General features: G+C 61.0%; 17 protein-coding genes. 8 read left to right on the forward strand and 9 right to left on the reverse strand.

All coding sequences use genetic code 11. The features are described 5' to 3' along the window. Nucleotides 1-6: 6 nt before the first annotated feature. The 7 genes from FJV77_RS12680 to FJV77_RS12710 all read right to left on the reverse strand — a co-directional run bounded on the left by FJV77_RS12680 (nt 7) and on the right by FJV77_RS12710 (nt 6718). Complete coding sequence (locus FJV77_RS12680) at nt 7-510, reverse strand: YHS domain-containing (seleno)protein (RefSeq protein ID WP_246691241.1); 504 nt, start codon at nt 508-510, stop codon at nt 7-9. Nucleotides 511-522: 12 nt separating this feature from the next. Beyond that, nucleotides 523-1113, reverse strand: a complete 591-nt coding sequence (locus FJV77_RS12685) for an ankyrin repeat domain-containing protein (RefSeq protein ID WP_142867129.1) — start codon at nt 1111-1113, stop codon at nt 523-525. A gap of 136 nt (nt 1114-1249) precedes the next feature. Then, nucleotides 1250-2320: an adenylate/guanylate cyclase domain-containing protein gene (locus tag FJV77_RS12690; protein ID WP_142867130.1), complete on the reverse strand. Its 1071-nt coding sequence runs from the start codon at nt 2318-2320 to the stop codon at nt 1250-1252. A gap of 3 nt (nt 2321-2323) precedes the next feature. Continuing rightward, the gene (locus FJV77_RS12695) at nt 2324-2818 is read right to left on the reverse strand and encodes a Rab family GTPase (protein WP_142867131.1); all 495 of its coding nucleotides are present in this window, start codon (nt 2816-2818) and stop codon (nt 2324-2326) included. A 12-nt stretch (nt 2819-2830) separates the two neighbouring features. Next, complete coding sequence (locus FJV77_RS12700; RefSeq protein ID WP_142867132.1) at nt 2831-5509, reverse strand: OmpA family protein; 2679 nt, start codon at nt 5507-5509, stop codon at nt 2831-2833. A 7-nt stretch (nt 5510-5516) separates the two neighbouring features. Next, a complete protein-coding gene (locus FJV77_RS12705; RefSeq protein WP_246691242.1) occupies nt 5517-6389 on the reverse strand; it encodes a hypothetical protein in 873 nt (290 codons plus the stop codon). A 98-nt stretch (nt 6390-6487) separates the two neighbouring features. Continuing rightward, nucleotides 6488-6718 (reverse strand): hypothetical protein, encoded by a 231-nt coding sequence (locus FJV77_RS12710; RefSeq protein ID WP_112561833.1) that lies wholly within the window; start codon nt 6716-6718, stop codon nt 6488-6490. 242 nt (nt 6719-6960) lie between these two features. Between FJV77_RS12710 and FJV77_RS12715 the strand changes: the two genes are divergently transcribed. Further along, entirely contained in the window at nt 6961-8001 is a 1041-nt protein-coding gene (locus tag FJV77_RS12715) for an aminopeptidase (RefSeq protein WP_142867160.1), read from the forward strand. A gap of 35 nt (nt 8002-8036) precedes the next feature. On the opposite strand, the gene FJV77_RS12720 is transcribed toward FJV77_RS12715, so the two are convergent. Beyond that, nucleotides 8037-9242: an ROK family transcriptional regulator gene (locus FJV77_RS12720; RefSeq protein ID WP_142867133.1), complete on the reverse strand. Its 1206-nt coding sequence runs from the start codon at nt 9240-9242 to the stop codon at nt 8037-8039. 145 nt (nt 9243-9387) lie between these two features. Here FJV77_RS12720 and FJV77_RS12725 point away from each other — a divergent pair, with 145 nt between their 5' ends. The 7 genes from FJV77_RS12725 to FJV77_RS12755 all read left to right on the forward strand — a co-directional run bounded on the left by FJV77_RS12725 (nt 9388) and on the right by FJV77_RS12755 (nt 16349). Continuing rightward, the gene (locus FJV77_RS12725; protein ID WP_142867134.1) at nt 9388-10656 is read left to right on the forward strand and encodes an ABC transporter substrate-binding protein; all 1269 of its coding nucleotides are present in this window, start codon (nt 9388-9390) and stop codon (nt 10654-10656) included. Between the two features lie 65 nt (nt 10657-10721). Then, the gene (locus FJV77_RS12730; protein WP_142867135.1) at nt 10722-11657 is read left to right on the forward strand and encodes a sugar ABC transporter permease; all 936 of its coding nucleotides are present in this window, start codon (nt 10722-10724) and stop codon (nt 11655-11657) included. After that, on the forward strand, nt 11650-12555 hold the full coding sequence (locus tag FJV77_RS12735) for a carbohydrate ABC transporter permease (RefSeq protein ID WP_142867136.1): 906 nt from the start codon (nt 11650-11652) through the stop codon (nt 12553-12555). Before FJV77_RS12730 ends, FJV77_RS12735 begins: the two co-directional genes overlap by 8 nt. 82 nt (nt 12556-12637) lie before the next feature. After that, a complete protein-coding gene (ugpC, locus tag FJV77_RS12740) occupies nt 12638-13744 on the forward strand; it encodes a sn-glycerol-3-phosphate ABC transporter ATP-binding protein UgpC (protein ID WP_142867137.1) in 1107 nt (368 codons plus the stop codon). Nucleotides 13745-13756: 12 nt separating this feature from the next. Further along, the gene (locus FJV77_RS12745; RefSeq protein ID WP_142867138.1) at nt 13757-14524 is read left to right on the forward strand and encodes an SDR family oxidoreductase; all 768 of its coding nucleotides are present in this window, start codon (nt 13757-13759) and stop codon (nt 14522-14524) included. Next, nucleotides 14521-15537: a sugar phosphate isomerase/epimerase gene (locus FJV77_RS12750; protein WP_246691243.1), complete on the forward strand. Its 1017-nt coding sequence runs from the start codon at nt 14521-14523 to the stop codon at nt 15535-15537. Before FJV77_RS12745 ends, FJV77_RS12750 begins: the two co-directional genes overlap by 4 nt. Continuing rightward, nucleotides 15537-16349: an SDR family oxidoreductase gene (locus FJV77_RS12755; RefSeq protein ID WP_142867139.1), complete on the forward strand. Its 813-nt coding sequence runs from the start codon at nt 15537-15539 to the stop codon at nt 16347-16349. The genes FJV77_RS12750 and FJV77_RS12755 overlap by 1 nt, the downstream gene beginning before the upstream one ends. A gap of 150 nt (nt 16350-16499) precedes the next feature. Here FJV77_RS12755 and FJV77_RS12760 read toward each other — a convergent pair. Beyond that, nucleotides 16500-17070, reverse strand: a 571-nt coding sequence (locus FJV77_RS12760) for a transposase (protein ID WP_142867140.1), incomplete at its 5' end; no start/stop codon positions are given.

Here is a 17070-nt window from a genome sequence, read left to right on the forward strand (position 1 = left end):
CTGGTCTCAGTGATACTTGTCGAGTTCCAAATTGGCCGCGACCTTCGGCCAGTTTGCATCGGCTTTCGGTATTTCTTCAGCTGCATGCTCGGCGAATTTTTCCGCATTGCCGACGTCGTAGATCAGGTAGAGTTTGCCGTCGATAATCTTGAATGCTTCCGGATCGACATTGACCGTGACCCCTCCGCCCACGACTTCGCCAGCACAGTAGCCGCCATATTGAGGAGCGTACTTGACCGGTTCGCTCATGAACATTTCCTGGTGTTTCTTGCTGGCGAAATGCCAGGGTGTCCCCAGCCAGTCATAAGTGAACTCTTCAGAGCCCTTCACGGCCTTGCCGTCAGTGAAGTAAGCGACCGTGTCGTAGCCCATGATCGCCACACCGCCGAAATAGCCGGTGTTTACCGAATCGTCGGCCCAGGCCGATCCCGCGCCGACGACCGCAGCTACCGCGACCAGGCCAGCCGCCCCCAAATTCCGAACCAGTCGTGACTTGATCATCGTGCTCATCTGCATCCTCCGTTAATCGTGGATCTCGGCGCACTTCGCCGCGTTCGCCTCGCCAAGGATTTTGGCTTGGCAGGTAGCACCATGGCGTTTGAAAAGTCGTATGATATCCGTGTTGCCCTTCCAGAATGCGCGCGTTATCGGCATGTAGCCATGCCCCTCGGGATGATTCACATCCGCACCTTTCGCTATAAGGAATTCGGCCAGTTCAACGTGGTTTTCCTCGCCGGCCACCAACAACGGCGTAGCACCCGCCTTGTTGGCGGTATCATCGAGCACCGCGCCTTTTTCCACCAGCAGCTTGGCGATCTGCAGGCTGCCCGAGTAGGCCGCCGCATGAAGCGGGGTGAAGCCGCCCGAGTTGCGCGCCATGACGTCGGCGCCCTTGCCCACCAGAAATTCGGCGATTTCCGGCTGGTTGTCGAGCGCTGCAGCGATGAGGAGGGTTGCCTGGTCGCGTGCCCGGCTGTCGACGTCTGCACCGCCTGCCAGGGCTTGCTCCACGGCGCCCTTGTCGCCAGCGGCGACGGAGTCGAACAATTGCTCACCTGCGGCTGCTGGTGTAGCCGCCCATACCAGCATACCAAGTGCCAGCAGTCCGCGCATGACGCAGGGATAGCATATATTAGCCTTGAATCATACAAGCTGCGTTCGACTTATCGGGGCAAATGCTGGCGGACGGCGCGGCCGGGCTGGCTTGAGACGCAATGGGCCCTAGGATCGTCACTGCCAAGCGGTTAAATCAGGCCGGGAGCCGCCACATTCGCACACGACCTGCCCCACGCAATTCCGTTTCCCCGAGTGGGTCGCAAGCAAATTTTGGTCCGAGCAGTTGGTGCGTTGCATCAGAAATACGGATTTCATCGGGCTCCGCGGACGTTTGAATGCGTGAGGCGAGGTTAACGGTCTCACCCCACAGGTCATAGGCGAACCGCCTCTTGCCTATGACGCCGGCGACGATTGGTCCGGAGTGAATTCCAATTCTGAGCCTTATCGGTTCTCCTGCGAAGCGTTCGCGCTTAACCGCCTTGCGCAACTCAACGGCATACTGCGCGAGGGCTTTTGCATGATCGGATCGCGCGGTGGGCAGGCCAGCGACCACCATCACACAATCGCCGATTGTCTTGATCTTTTCGCAGCCATATCGTTCAGAGAGCCGATCTGCCGCCTTGAAGAAGTAGTTCAAAATAGCGAGCGTCGTCACGGCACCGACGGTCCGCGCTCGTTCCGTAAAGCCGACGATGTCGGCAAAAAGCACACTCACCTCTGCGTGGTTGTCAGCAATTTTCTTGTGCGCTTTCAACCGTTCCGCGATCGACGCCGGAAGAATGTTGAGGAGCAGGGCTTCGGCGCGCTGGTATTCACGCGCCAATCCCTCCTGGCTCTTCCTCAACGCCTCGTTCGCCGCTTGCAGTTTCTCGTTGAGTTGACGCTCCCTCTCTTGCAGGAGCGTCATTTCATAAGCCTTCTGCTGAAGCCGCTGCCTGTTGGCGCGTTCGGCGGAGGCGTCAAGAAAGACCAGCCACACGCAGTCATCGTCAGCAAAAAAATGAAGGTCCGCGACACGCCCGCTGGGCAGTTCGATCATGGGAATATGAAACGGAAGCTCCGGGCAAGGCAGCAGCCCTTCCATGAATTCAAGCTGCTCGGCAACAGGCTTGCCGATGCGAAGCGATGAGAGCCCGTGATGTTCGACATTACCGCCCTTGGCAGCTACGCACAGCAGGGCGTCGATTTTTACATATGCGACAGCGTGCCCATTGTAGAAGAAATTGAAAATCCAATTTCCGACTTCTTTTGGCAATCCATGCATGGTCTATTTTGTGACCATCGAAGCAAGTTGATGAAACGCATCATCAACGTGCTCACCCGTGAGCGCACTTGTCAGATAGATTTGCCATCCACGCTGCCTCAGTTCGTCAATCTCACTATCCGATATTTCCCATCGATCGGCCAGATCGGATTTGTTGATCAGCAATACAAACGGCATAGCGCCGAATTCGGCCTCGACCCGTTCGCGCAGCGTGACCGCCACGGCAAGGGTTGCGGCGCGGGTTCCATCGACGACAAGCACGAGCCCGGTTGCACCTCGAACATAGCTGACGCGGAATGAGCCGATATCGTCTTCGCCGGCCAAATCCCACAAAATCAGATCCACGGTTTTGCCCGGGAGTTCGACACTCTTCTTGTCGATTTTCACGCCCACCGTGGTCAGGTAGGTTTCTGAAAAGATGCTTTGCACGAACCTGCGAACCAGGCTCGTCTTCCCGACAGCGAAGCCGCCCAGCATGCAGATCTTTTTTTGCAACATTCGTGGGCTCCGCTAGTCCAGGTTTACAGTAATCGAAACCCGGCGATTGGTGGAGCTCCCAGCTTGACTATTTTCAGGCACCAGCGGCTCAAAGGTGCCCGCGCCCCGAACCAGCAGCAGTTCCGGAGCGACGCCGCGCTTGTTGAGAAGCGCACGAACTGTCTCGGCGCGGGCGGCGCTGATCGACGCGTTGGCCGTCTCACGACCCGTGGTGTCCGAATGGCCGGTCAACATGAACCGCGCAGTTACGCCTGACTTGCGGGCTTTATCGGCGAATTCCTTTATTTGATCCGCCAATCGGTCGAGGACCGGCGTCTGCTCTGGCCCCGGCACAACCTTGCCGGAAGAGAAGAAGATATCGGTCGTCTGGATGGCCTCTCGCAAATAATTAAGTTCTGCAAGGTTCATCTCACGCAGCTGCGAGACATCCAGAACCACTCCGTCCGCCGAAAGCTGTTCGGCGGCGGCCTGCGCCCGGTTGATCCAGCCGGCAGGAGCCTCACCCACGGCAACGATGCGACCCTGGACGATCGAAAGCTGAACCGATTTCGGCGGGCTCAGCGACGCCGTCAGCCGCTTCACCACGAACTTCGGATCAAGGCTCTGATAGAATTGCCACTGCGAATGAACGCGGGCGGGATCGACCTGCGTTCCGGACAACAGCGACTGCGGGTCGGCGGCTAGCGGGTCTCTCAGGCCGGAAATGTAGAAATGTCCGCCCCTCGCCGTTTGTTGGGCGACGATGATTCCCGGTTGGGCCTCAAGTCGCGACACATAGTACTGCCAGTGCTCCGCCGCGCGTGCTTCGGGGCTCACATCGCGAACCTTGGAGATGTCGAATTCCGGTCCGCCGGCCGAAAGCTGTCGGGCCGCCGCACGCGCCCGGTCTATCCAGCTGTCGGGGGCCTCACCCTCGGCAACGATGCGATTATTGACGATCGAAAGTCGCACTGTATCGGGCGGATACAGCGACGCCGTCAGCCGCTTCAACACGAACTCCGGCTCAAGGCTCTGATAGAATTGCCATTGCGAATGAACCCGGGCGGGATCGACCTGCGTTCCAGACAACAACGACTGCGGGTCGGCGCCAAGCGGATCTCTCAGGCCGGCAATATAGAATTGGCCGCCGCTTATCTTTTGTTCTGCAACGATGATGCCCGGCTGGGTCTCCAGTCGAGACACATAGGCCTGCCAGCGCTCCGCCTCGCGTACTTCGGGGCTTACGTCACGAACCCCCGAGATATCGAAGACCGGCCCGCCTGCCGAAAGCTGCTGGGCCGCTGCGCGCGCCCGGTTGATCCACGTGTCGGGAGCGTCACCCTCGGCAACGATGCGATCATTGACGACCGAAAGTCGTACTGAATCCGGCGGAGCCAGCGACGCCGTCAGCCGCTTCAACACGAACTCCGGCTCGAGGCTCTGATAGAATTGCCACTGCGAATGAACCTGGGCGGGATCGACCTCCGTTCCGGACAACAGCGACTGCGGGTCGGCGGCAAGCGGGTCTCTCAGGCCGGCAATATAGAATTGGCCATCGCGTACTTGTTGTTCGGCAACGATGATGCCCGGCTGGGCCTCCAGTTGCGACACGTAAGCCTGCCAGAGCGATACATAAGCCTGCCAGCGCTGCGCTGATTGCCAGGAAAGAAAGTACCAACCGCCTGCCAGACTCAAAAGCAGCAGGGCCACGGCCGCCACCAGCCACGGAAATCCCTCGTTTGATTCCTCCTGCTTGAGCTCGACGCAGGTCTGCAACTGCGTCTCTACGCCGACCAACTGCGAACCGTCGCCGTCAAACTGCTCTAAAGCCTGTGAGGATTCCTCATGGATGCGAAGCAATACATCGCGAATTATGTCATGCAATTCCTCCGGCGGATTTCCCCGGATCACCGAAACCAGGGTCGCAAACGGTCCAACTTCCGACCAGAGTCGAAGGTCGCCGAAACGAATGGTGTCCAGGCCGCTCTGTTCTTTCTCGTTAAACGAGTCCTTCACAAAATCCTGAATTGCACTAAGCATCGAAGAGATGAGCTGAGGATCTTCGCTCGTCGCATTATCGGCCGTCACATGCGCTATCAAAAGCCCGGAATTGCGATGAATGAGAAAGGCATGCTCTATACGATAGACAAGAGAATGCTTCAGAACAACTTGCGAGAAACTAGCGCCCGTTCTCCAGGCCTCAAATCTCCACTTGAGCCCATGCCAGGTAAATATATGCCTTAAAGTTTCATTCAGCGACTGAAAGGTCTGGTCGATCTTTTCCCCGATCGACTTGCGAATTGCCGGCAGAAACACCGGGTATAATATATCCGTCAGCGTGCGCGGGCTTCTCTGGATCGACCGCTGCACAGCCCTTTCGACAGCTGGCGCAAGCGCCTCGCCGAGTTGCGCATGAGACGCTCGCGCTGTCGCACTGGGAAGAACGTCGCCCACTGCTGCCGCAAGCTGCTCGGGTTCGTCGAGCAGATGCGTGACTCGTGAAAGCTCCGAAATTTCGCGGCTGACCAGCAACTGGCGCAGCGTTTCCATGCGAGGATCGGCGGTTGGAACTGCCTCGAAACGCGCACGGTAGTCCGGATCAACGTTCCGGGCAATTTCGATCAAAAGACGAGCCAGAGCCTCGCGATCAATCTCTGTATCGTTCGAGGCTGTTCTTTTCGGTAGGTTGAATGGGTCGACGGTTGACGTCAAGGTCCCATCAACTCACTTTCCAGCTACGGTCCGAGTTGCCCTTGCTGCCGACCGGATCCTGATTCAGAGCTTTTGCAACCTCGACAAACAGGCCAGCCAAAAGATTTCGGTCGGTCTTGACGTTGCTGAGATCGGCAAACATTTTCTCGATCAGCATCTGAACGCCTTCATTCTTCTGCTTGATTTCCTCACGCAGCGAATGATCGTTTCGATTTATCCGGTCCGAAACGTCGCGCTCAAGCGCGCTCAGTTGATCCGACAAGGCGCGCACCTGCTTTTCAAGTGCCTGGTTTTGCTCGCGAAGATTCCGGTCAATCTCCTTGTCGGCGTCGGCTCGCGAATCTTTTTCGGTCCGCAACTGCCCCGCAAGCGAATCGATCTGCTTCTTTGCGTTCGACTCGTACATCTCAAGATTGCGCTTGGCTTCGGATTCGACATCCTTGAAGCGCTGCAAGACGCGTTCCTCAAGCTTGGAAAAGCGGCGGTCATAGTCCTGCATCTGGTTGCCGAACAGCAGGTCACGTATCTTGTCGACACCTACAGCGTCGGCGGGGCCCCCGTTTTCGCGAGCCTGGACTCCCAGGAAGTTCAGCCCGTTTCCTTCTGCGTTACCTATCAGATTTGCGTCCGCCTTCTTTTCCGAAGAAGCGGTATTCGTAGATTCCTTTGCCATGCTTTTGCCCTTCCATTTGAGCACCTGCCAAGGTGCAAAACCCCATAAAAAACAGAGCATGTCAGCAAAATACCCGGCTCGCAAGTCGGTATCTCTTGACTTAAGTTGATTCGTGAGGCAGCCGATTGCCCGCGCCGATTCAGCAACGGACGTTTGGGGCCAGGCCATTTCAAATGGCGGCGGCGGCAACTGCAATATTGCGCTCAATATTATTCGATAAGCAGCGCTTCACCAATTACAAGGCAATACTGCGGGAGTTTCCGGTCTGGGCTATGGCCGGCAGCTAGTCGACGCGCGCGGCTCTGCTAGTCCGAAAAACTTACGCTCACGCCGCGCTGCCGAAAATAAGCCTGCATCAACTTGCGGCCCTGGCGGTTGTTCTGCGCCAATTTGGTCGGATCGAACACCGCCTGTTTTATTCCTTCTCGAGCCAGCGCCGCCTTGAGCGTCGCGATATGGGCGTCGATGTCGGCATTGTCCGCCCGAAGCGAGGCATAGATGCTCTCGGTCGCCTGGGCCACGGTGGGTTCGCTCACAGCTGTCGTCCTTTGGTTGGTTGAGCGCGGCTTAACACAGATTCGCGGCTCCGCCGATACCGGTGGACTTGCGTCCATCGAAGGCGAATGGCCGCATTGCCAACCCAGCCAAAGTCGAAAGTCCGACCCGCAGCCGCGCAGCTCTTGACGAAGATCGGCGCGCCTGTTTGAGAAATGAGGGATCGAGACATCGCTGCATGGGGACGGGCAAGGGTGGGCACACAGTGAAGCGCGTTCTTCGGATGCTTGCCGCGGCGATCATGGCGTCCGGGGTGACCGGCTGCACAAGCATTTCCTATTACGCGCAGTCGCTGGAGGGCCATGTACAGATCATGGTCGCGCGCAGGAATGTCGGGAAACTCATTCATGATCCTTCGACGCCTGACGCCTTGCGCACCAAGCTGACGTCGGCGAGCACCATAAGACGGTTTGCGACAGATGAGCTGGCGCTGCCCGACAACAGCAGCTACCGCAGCTATGTCGATATCCATCGCGACGCCGTGACCTGGGCGGTTTTTGCCGCGCCGCAATTCTCGCTGGCGCCCATAACATGGTGCTTTCCGGTCTTCGGCTGCGTTCCGTACCGGGGTTACTTCTCGCGGAAATCGGCGACCGAGAGCGCTGTCGAGCTTCATAAACAGGGGCTGGACGTGTATGTCTCGGGCGTCACCGCCTATTCCACGCTGGGCTGGTCCAGTGACCCGCTGCTAAGCACCATGCTGCGTCAGGATGACACCTATCTGGCAAGCCTTGTTTTTCATGAGCTGGCGCATCAGCGGCTCTATGTGGATGGCGATTCCGCATTCAACGAGGCGTTCGCCGTTGCCGTCGAAACCACCGGCGTCAGGGAGTGGCTCCGCGCCGCCGGCGATCGGGCCGGATTGCGCCGCTACGAAACCGATCGCAAGCGCAGCGCCGATTTTCTGGGACTGGTGTCGAAAACGCGCGACGAGTTAAGGCAGGTCTATGCAAGTCCCCGCACGCCGGAGCGGATGGCGGCTGCCAAAACAGCCACGATCGACAGGCTGCGGATGCGCTACCGGCAGATGCGCGACAAACGCTGGGCAGGATACCGGGGATACGATGCCTGGTTCGCTGCCCCGATCAACAACGCAAAGCTCGCCGCGACTTCTGTCTACGGTGAACAGGTTCCGGCCTTTCTTCGCTTGTTCGACTTGTGTTCGGGCGATTATCCAAGGTTTTACGCCGCTGTTCGACGGATCGCGGATTTGCAGCAACCTTCCCGCGCCGAAGCGCTCAAGGCGGCCGATACGTGCAATTGATTTGAAGAGCACCGCACCCGGCCTGATGCTGACGATCAGCCGAGCGACAGTTCCTTCGTCTGGTGTCGCAGCACGAGGCCGACCGCGCCCAGCAGCGAATCGTTTTCGGTGTGCTTGCCGACGATGATGCGTGTGCGCAGGGCCGGAGCGATATCGCGGGACTTGATGAGCGTGTGGCGTTCATAGGAGGCGATCAGCGGCGTCAGCAGAATGTCGCCAGCCAAAGCCATGTGGCCGCCGATGATGATAAGCGGCGGATTGAGCACCGAGCCGATCAGGCCGAGACCCCGGCCGGCGATCTCGGCGGTATCCTCGATCATCCGCAGTGCCCTGACGTCGCCCTGCTCGGCCATGGTGATGACATCGTCCATAGTGACTTGCCGCCCCACGACACGCGAAATCTGTTCCAGCGGCCGGGCAAAACTCGCATAGAGCTCCAGGCATCCGCGATTGCCGCACCGGCAAAGATCGCCACCGGGATCGATGCTGATGTGCCCGAATTCGCCGGCGCCGCCGGCGATGCCCGTCACCAGCCGGCCATGCTGGACAATGGCCCCGCCGACACCCAGATCGATCTTGAACAGAACGAAATCGTCCTGGCCGACGGCCGCACCCCACATCAGCTCCGCAATGGCCGAGCAGTTGCTCTCGTTGTCGGCGAAAATCGGCTGTTCCAGGACGGGCCCGAACACGTCGCGTATGTTGACGCCGGCCCATGTTGGAACCATGCTCGCGCGCAGCACCACTCCATCGCGACTGACAGGGCCGGAGACGGAAACCCCAACCCCCAGGAGCCCCGCCACCGGCAAACCGTTTTCCGCGTAAGATTGGGCAATTGCCGATTTGACCATCTGGGCCGCCTGTTGCGGCTGGTAGTCCAGGGGCATTGATATAGTTTGTTCGGCAATGACGGAATGCGAGACATCGGCGACGATGAGCCGTATCTGCTGAAGAGCCAGGTGAATTCCGACACAGGTGCCTGCTGTCGGATTGAGCGTCACGGCCGCGGCTGGCCTGCCAATACCTCTGATGCCATCGCTGCTGATCGGGGCTTCGATCACCATCCCCGACTTTCTCAAGCCGTTGAGCGCGGTTGAGACCGTCGAGCGCGCCAGACCGGTGACGCGTGCGATCTGCGACGCCGAGAGTACGCCGCGCTCGCTCAGGCAGCGCACGATCATGCTCTCCGGCGACGCGGACGGTCTGTCGACCAGCCAGGCTCTAAGCGAAGGTTTTGTCATGGATCAACATAAACATCGTTGACTGATAGCTCCAATATGTCATCTTGGAAAGAACTCGAGATTAACGCATCTCGCCGGCGGCGGCCTCAAACCGCGGCCATAAGCGGTCGATACGAACCGTGCAACTTTATATGGGAGTGAAACCATGAAGTCCGTCATGACCGCGCTTGCGGCCGCTGCTGCTGCCTGCACCTTTGTCGCCGGGGCAGCCTTCGCCGAACCCAAGACGAACCTTTTGCACCAATGGGCGACCGGATCGGACGCGCAGGCGATCGCAAAGCTCGGCGAGATGTTCACCGCCAAGGGCGGCAAATGGGAACAGACCTCGATCGCCGGTCACACGGCCAATACGCTGGCCAAGCTGCGTGCCGACGTGATCGCCGGCAATGCCCCGCCTGCCGTGCAGCTCAAAGGCCCGGAAATCGCCGAGTGGAACGAGACCGGCATGACCGCCGATCTCGACGAGCTGGCAGCCTCGGAAGGATGGGAGAAAGTGGTCGCGCCGGAATTGCTGCCGGTGATGAAGCCAACCGGCAAATGGGTCGCCGCACCCATGAACATCCACCGCATCAACTGGCTCTGGGCCTCGCCGAAGGTCATGCAGGCCGCCGGCGTGGCGGAAATGCCGAAGACCTGGGCCGAGTTCAATGCGGCCTGCGACAAGATCGTCGCCTCAGGCAAGATCTGCATCTCGCATTCGACCGCCGACTGGACGGATTCGACGGTGTTCGAGGTCGTGCTCTACGGCCAGGACATCGATCTCTATCGCAAGGCCTTCGTCGAAGGCGATGTCGAATCCATGCGCAGCCCGGGGATGGTCAAGGCCTTCGAGCAGATGCGGCTGATGACGAGCAAGTACATGGATCCGGGCATGGTTGGCCGTGACTGGGATTCGATGTCGGCGCTCGTCGGCAAGGGCGACGCGGCGTTCCACATCATGGGCGACTGGACGATCGGCCTTTTGACCGCCGCCGGCTTCAAGGAAGGCACCGACTATGTCTGCGCCCAGGCGCCGACCGATTGGGGCAAACCCGGCTTCATCCTCAACTCGGACTCGGTCGTGTTCTTCAAGCAGAAGGACCAGGATTACATCGACGGCCAGAAGCTGCTTGCCAGCCTGATCCTGTCGCCCGAGTTCCAGACGGTCTTCAACCAGGCCAAGGGCTCAATCCCCTCACGCCTGGATATCGATCTGTCGAAGGGCTTCAATCCGTGCCAGCAGCTCTCGCAGAAGGATCTGCAGGCGTCGATCAAGGAAGGCACGCTGGTGCGCTCGATGGCCCACAACATGACCATCCCGCAGAAGATGCGCGGGGCGATCATGGACTCCATCACCGAGTTCGTGGCCACGCCCGACATGTCGGCCGAGGACGGCGCCAATGCGATGGCCGACGCGGCCGAAGCACAGAAGTAGACGGGAAACGGCCGGGCGCAATGTCTCCGCACCCGGCCTTCCTCCATCCAAGTTCCGCGCCCTGAATGTCAAATCACGACCTGATCCTGTCGGTCCCGGCGCCCGCCCGCCCCTGGCGCGAGCGGCTGGGCTCCGCAATGCCCCTGCTGGTGCTCGGCCCTTCCCTGGTGGCGAGCTTCGTCTACGTCTTCGTGTTCACCGGCTGGACGCTCTACATCTCGCTCTCGAACTCCTCGCTGCTGCCGACCTACGGCTTCGTCGGCCTGGACAACTACGCGTCGCTGTGGGCGAACCGGCGCTGGAACATCGCCTACAACAACCTGTTCTTGTTCAGCGGTTTCTACATTGTCGGCTCGATGGCCGTGGGATTGCTGCTGGCGATCCTGATCGACCAGCGCGTGCGCGGCGAAGCGGCCTGGCGCACGATCTTCCTCTATCCGCTGGCCGTCTCCTTCATCGTCACCGGCACGGTCTGGAGCTGGCTCTACAACCCGGTCGACGGCATCCAGGCGCTGGTGCGTGGTTTCGGCTGGACGAGCTTCAGTTTCGCACTCGCCAGCGACCGGCACTATGCGATCTACGCAGTGATCATCACCGGTGTCTGGCAGGCCTCGGGCTTCGCCATGGCGCTGTTCCTCGCCGGTCTGCGCTCGGTGGATCAGGACCTCATCAAGGCGGCGCAGATAGACGGCGCATCGACATTCCGCATCTATCGCAAAGTGCTTCTGCCAACGATTGCGCCGATCTTCCTGGCGGTCGCCGTCATCCAGATCCAGTTCGCCATCAAGACCTTCGACCTCGTGGCGGCCCTCACCAAAGGCGGTCCGGGAATCTCGACCACCTTCCCCGCCATCTACGTCTATGACCTGATGTTCCAACGCGGCCAGATCGGCGAAGGTGCAGCTGCCGCCATCATGATGCTTGCCGCTCTTGCCGTGGTGCTGGTGCCCTATTCGTTCTGGGTGGTCTGGCGGCGGCGCAAGGAAGCCGGCCATGGCTGACGCAGCGCTGGACCAGTCGCTCGATCGTCGCGCTGCCACGGTTGCGGCGCGCCGTCATTTCCTCACCCGTTTCGTCATCTATGGGCTGCTGGTCATCTTCGCTGCGATCTACCTGGTCCCGTTGCTGGTCGTGGTGCTGAATTCATTCCGCGATCAGCAAGAGATCGCGCGCAACGGGCTGATCTCGCTGCCACGCAGCTTCCGCCTCGACGCCTGGGGCCAGGCCTGGAGCACCTATTGCATCGGCGGCACCTGCGAGGGCATGCAGCGCAACTTCTACAACTCTCTGAAAATGACCATCCCGGCGACGATCATCTCGACAGCGGTCGGCGCGATGAACGGCTACATCCTGTCGAAATGGCGTTTCAGGGGTTCGGAAGCGCTGTTCACCTGCATGCTGCTCGGCGTCTTCATTCCGGGCCAGATTTCGTTGATGCCGTGGGCGTTCATCCTCGGCAATCTGGGCCTCAGCAATTCGGTCTACGGGCTCGTCCTCATCCATGTCATCCAGGGCATTTCGTTCACCACCCTGTTCTGCCGCAACTACTATGTCAGCATCCCCGATGACCTGATCAAGGCGGCGCGCATCGACGGCGCCGGCTTCTGGCGCATCTTCCGCAAGATCATTCTGCCGCTCTCCTCACCGATCCTGATCGTCACGGTGATCTGGCAGTTCACCGGCATCTGGAACGAATATCTGTTCGGTGTCGTCTTCACCTCCGGGCAGCAACAGCCGATCACCGCCGCGCTGGTCGCGCTGACGGCAAGCGGCACGAATGTGCGCGCCTACGATGTCATGAGCGCCGCCGTGCTGATCGGCGCGCTGCCGCCGCTGCTGATCTATCTCTTCGGCGGCAAGTATTTCGTCCGCGGCCTGACCCAGGGTGCGATCAAGTGAGCCGCGATCAAGTGAGGCGCGATCAAGTGAGCGAAGCCTGTCTGATGTCGCCGATCGTCCCGTCCCGGAAGAAGGGCATTGCATGTCGACATTGACCATCCGATCGCTGCGCAAGAACTTCGGTGCGGTCGAGGTGCTGAAGGGCATCGATCTCGAGGCGCAGAACGGCGAGTTCATCGCGCTGGTCGGGCCGTCTGGCTGCGGCAAGTCCACCCTGCTGGCGATGATCGCCGGGCTGGAATCTGTTACCTCCGGCGAGATCCGCATCGACGGCAGATTGGTCAATTCTGTTGCGCCGAAGGACCGCGACATCGCCATGGTGTTCCAGTCCTACGCGCTTTACCCGACGATGACGGTGCGCGAGAACATCACCTTCGGCATGGAAAGCCGCCGCGTGCCCAAGCCGCAGCAGGACGAGGCCGTCAAGCGGGTCGCCGCTTTCCTGCAGATCGAACCGCTGCTTGGGCGAAAGCCCGGCCAGCTTTCTGGCGGCCAGCGCCAGCGCGTTGCAATGGGCCGGGCGCTGGTGCGTGATCCCAAACTGTTCCTGTTCGACGAGCCGCTTTCCAATCTCGACGCCAAGCTGCGCGTCGACATGCGCACCGAAATCAAGAAGCTGCATAACCGCGTCGGCAAGACGACGGTCTACGTCACCCACGACCAGGTCGAGGCGATGACGCTGGCGTCCCGCATCGCCGTGATGCATCAGGGCGAGGTCCAGCAATTCGATGAGCCGGCCACGATCTACAACCGTCCGGCCAACATGTTCGTCGCCGGCTTTATGGGTTCGCCGGCGATGAATTTTCTGCCGGCCGAGCTCAGCCAGGAAGGCGGTCGCCCTTCTGTTGCCCTGCAGAGCGCCGACGGCAAGACGGCCAGCCTGCCGATCGTCCAGGCGCTTGCCTCCGATACGCCGCGACAGCTCATTCTCGGCATCCGGCCGGAGCACATCTACCGGTTCGATCCCGATCTGGCGCGCCGCAAGCCAGGCATCGCGCAGATCGATGCCGTGGTCGAACTGGTCGAGCCGACAGGTGCCGAGACCATGGCCGTTCTGCGACTGGGCGGCAAGGAGATCACCGGCCGTTTCGACCCCGACGGCACGCCACGCATGGGCGAGACGGTGACGCTCGGCATCGACATGGCGCGTGCCTGCCTGTTCGACCCGACGACCCAACGCCTGATCTGAAAGAGTTTCGCCTTGTCCTTTGCCACCTATCCGAGCCTGGCTGACCGTGTCGTGCTGATCACCGGCGGCGCGTCGGGCATCGGCGCCGACACGGTCCGCGCCTTCGCCGCCAATGGCGCGCGCGTCGCGTTTCTCGATCTGCAGCAGGAGGCCGGCGCCGCACTTGCGCGCGAACTCGCCTCTACGGCATCGCACACGCCGCTGTTCATGCGCTGCGACGTGACCGACATCCCTGCCCTCCAGGCCGCGATCGGCACGGTGCGCGACCGCCTCGGACCTGTCGCGGTGCTGGTCAACAACGCCGCCGACGACAATCGCCACCCGGTCGCCGAGGTGACGCAGGAATACTGGGACCACGCCCAGGACGTGAACCTGCGGCACCACTTCTTTGCCTCCCAGGCCGTGCATCCGCACATGAAGGAATTGGGCTTTGGTTCGATCGTCAATTTTTCCTCGATCGCCTGGCGTTTCGGCGCGGCTGACATAGCGCCCTATGCGACGGCCAAGGCTGGCGTGATCGGGCTGACATTCGCGCTGGCGCGGGCGTTCGGGCCCGACAACATCCGCGTCAACGCCATCGAGCCAGGCGCCGTCATCACCGACCGGCAAAGGCAGCTTTGGTACAAGACGCAGGCCTCGGTCGACCAGGTCGTGCAGCGCCAGTTGATCCCTAGGGTTCTGCTGGGCGACGAGATCGCGCGCACGGTGCTGTTCCTCGCTGCCGACGACAGCCGCATGATCACCAAACAGTCGATCACCGTGGATGCCGGCCTGCGATGACCGAACCAAAGGATCGCTTCATGCTCAAGGTTGGCCTGAACCCCTACGGCCTGACCTATCATCTCGGCCTCCAGGGCCGCGGCACGCCACGCGCCAATCCGAGGCCAGCGGGGCTCGAAGGTTTCATCGCGCTGGCGACCGAACTTGGCGCGCTTGTGCTGGAGATCTGGGTGCCATGGCTGAGCGAGCTTTCCGACGACGCGGTGATCGCGCTGCGCGAAAGGCTCGCCGGCCTTGGGATCACGCCGATCGTCAGCGGCGGCCTTCTGGTGGGCGAACCGCTCGACGACGCATTTCGGGCGGCACGCCTGCTCCGGGCCAAGCTCATCCGGACGGCGCTGACGCCGGTTCTGTGTGGCGACCGCAACGCTGCCGGCGAAAAATGGAGCGAGTACGCCGGCATCATCCGAGAGAGACTGCAGGAATGGGGTCCGCGAGCGAATGCCGAAGGTTATGTCCTCGCGATCGAGAACCACCAGGATTTCACCAGCCAGGAACTGGTCAATTTCTGCGCGCTCGGTGGCGAAAGTGTCGGCGTCACCTTCGATACCGGCAACACATTCCCGGTCGGCGAAGCGCCGCTCGATTTTACACGGCGGATCGCACCTTATGTCCGCCATGTCCACCTCAAGGATTACCGTGTGCAGTTCACTGGGGAAGGCTACCGGCTGATCCGTTGCGCCATCGGCGATGGGGCGGTGCCGTTTGCCGAGCTGTTCGCCATTCTGCGCCAACACCACGATCGCATGACCGCCGTTCTTGAACCCGGCGCCCTGGAGGCGAGGCATGTGCGCTTCTTCAGCGACGACTGGTGGCACGGCTATCCCGAGAAGTCGGCGCGCGAATTCGCCGCCTGCCTGGCGGCAGCGCAGCGCAACCGGCTGCCCGACGATGCCGATTACCGCACCCCCTGGGAGCGCGAAGACGACGCTTCCCTGGTTTCCTATGAGCTCGACATGATCCGGCGCAGCGCCGCCAACATGCGCAACCTTGGTTTGATGGAGAAGATCTGATGATGGCACGTGAACTCGATGGATTGACCGCCTTCGTCACCGGCTCCGGCCGTGGCCTCGGCCGCGTGATGGCCGAGCGCCTGGCGGAACTCGGCGCCAATGTAGCGATCCACGACATGGACGAAACGGCGCCGGCCAAATATGGCGAGTTCGCCAATCTCGGCGAAGTGGTCGAGCGCCTGAAGCGGCATGGCACGAAGGTCACCTCGGTGACCGGCAACATTGGCGACCAGAAGGCGGTGGCCGAGATGAAGCGCAAGATCGAGGCCGATCTCGGCGACGTGCATGTGCTGGTCAATTGTGCCGGCGGCGACATCGGCGCCAAGGGCGGCAAGCCGAACCCGAACAACGCGCTGGACATCGAACTGGACGACATCCGCGTGCTCACCGAGAACAATCTGATCGGCACGATGCTGGTCTGCCAGGCCTTCGTGCCGCCGATGAAGCAGCGCGGCGGCGGCTCCGTCATCAACATCGCGTCGGCGGCAGCCCACCTCGGCTGCTCGCCCGAGGTCGTCTACTCCACGTTGAAGGCCGCGGTCGTGCATTACACGCGCTGCCTCGCCAAGGAACTGATCGACGACGGCGTGCGCATCAATGCGGTCAGCCCCGGCGCCACCAAGACGGCACGCTTCCAGGCGACCCGCGTGGTCGATCCCGAGCGAATGGATTCGAGCCGGAGATCGCTGAACCGCTATGCGGAGCCGGAAGAGATCGCCGAGGCGGTGGCCTTTCTCGCCGGCCCGCGCGCGCGCTTTATCAACGGCCAGGTCATCCGCGTCGATGGCGGATTTACGATCTTTCCGGGGTGAGTGGTGCCAGCCCCCTCTCCGTCTCGGCTTCGCCGAGCCACCTCTCCCCCACTTTGTGGGGGCGAGGAACCCAAGCTTGTTAAGGGCGCGGCCGCAGAGATTGGCGTTTCCTCGCCCCCATGAAATGGGGGAGAGCGACTATCTGGGGTGTCAAGTTGCATTTGCGAATTCGGTTCTCGCGTCGCGTGCTTTTGCATTGAGGATGACGAGAAGTTTTCTGGCGAGTGCGATGCGGATGAGCATTTTGGGCTTTCCCGCCTGTTGCAACCGTTGAGCGAAAGCTTTGAGATGAGGATCGAATTTGGCCACGATGGCTGCGACGATGAAGAGGATGCCACGCGGCCCGGCGCGTCCGCCGCGCACATGCCTGTTGCCGGTGCGCCTGCCGCTGTCGTTGGCGATGGGGGCGAGGCCTGCCAGCTTGGCAATGGCCTTGTTGGAGATGAGGCCGATCTCGGGCAGTTCGGCCATCAGGCGGGCGACGGTGCGGCCGGCCACGCCCTTGAGCGAACGGAAGGCCTGCTCCAGCCTTGCCCACAGCGGATCGTCATCGATCATCGAGGCAATCTCGCCTTCCAGCCGCCGCTGCTCGCGCTTGAGGAAGGCCAGCATCGCCTCGATGCTGGCGCGTGTCTCGACGTCGTGCGCGGCACTTCTGCGCTGCTTGTTGATGGTGGCATCGCCGACAACCTGGCAAAGCCGACCAACCAGCGCGGCAAGC

Source organism: Mesorhizobium sp. WSM4306 (assembly GCF_007003975.1).
GTDB lineage: Bacteria > Pseudomonadota > Alphaproteobacteria > Rhizobiales > Rhizobiaceae > Mesorhizobium.

What these genes read in the sequence shown, in the direction of transcription:
- FJV77_RS12680 (WP_246691241.1), bottom strand. Translation starts at nt 510, where the DNA reads ATGAGCACGATGATCAAGTCACGACTGGTTCGGAATTTGGGGGCGGCT.
- FJV77_RS12685 (WP_142867129.1), bottom strand. Translation starts at nt 1,113, where the DNA reads ATGCGCGGACTGCTGGCACTTGGTATGCTGGTATGGGCGGCTACACCA.
- FJV77_RS12690 (WP_142867130.1), bottom strand. Translation starts at nt 2,320, where the DNA reads ATGCATGGATTGCCAAAAGAAGTCGGAAATTGGATTTTCAATTTCTTC.
- FJV77_RS12695 (WP_142867131.1), bottom strand. Translation starts at nt 2,818, where the DNA reads ATGTTGCAAAAAAAGATCTGCATGCTGGGCGGCTTCGCTGTCGGGAAG.
- FJV77_RS12715 (WP_142867160.1), top strand. Translation starts at nt 6,961, where the DNA reads ATGCTTGCCGCGGCGATCATGGCGTCCGGGGTGACCGGCTGCACAAGC.
- FJV77_RS12720 (WP_142867133.1), bottom strand. Translation starts at nt 9,242, where the DNA reads ATGACAAAACCTTCGCTTAGAGCCTGGCTGGTCGACAGACCGTCCGCG.
- FJV77_RS12725 (WP_142867134.1), top strand. Translation starts at nt 9,388, where the DNA reads ATGAAGTCCGTCATGACCGCGCTTGCGGCCGCTGCTGCTGCCTGCACC.
- FJV77_RS12730 (WP_142867135.1), top strand. Translation starts at nt 10,722, where the DNA reads ATGTCAAATCACGACCTGATCCTGTCGGTCCCGGCGCCCGCCCGCCCC.
- FJV77_RS12735 (WP_142867136.1), top strand. Translation starts at nt 11,650, where the DNA reads ATGGCTGACGCAGCGCTGGACCAGTCGCTCGATCGTCGCGCTGCCACG.
- ugpC (WP_142867137.1), top strand. Translation starts at nt 12,638, where the DNA reads ATGTCGACATTGACCATCCGATCGCTGCGCAAGAACTTCGGTGCGGTC.
- FJV77_RS12750 (WP_246691243.1), top strand. Translation starts at nt 14,521, where the DNA reads ATGACCGAACCAAAGGATCGCTTCATGCTCAAGGTTGGCCTGAACCCC.
- FJV77_RS12755 (WP_142867139.1), top strand. Translation starts at nt 15,537, where the DNA reads ATGATGGCACGTGAACTCGATGGATTGACCGCCTTCGTCACCGGCTCC.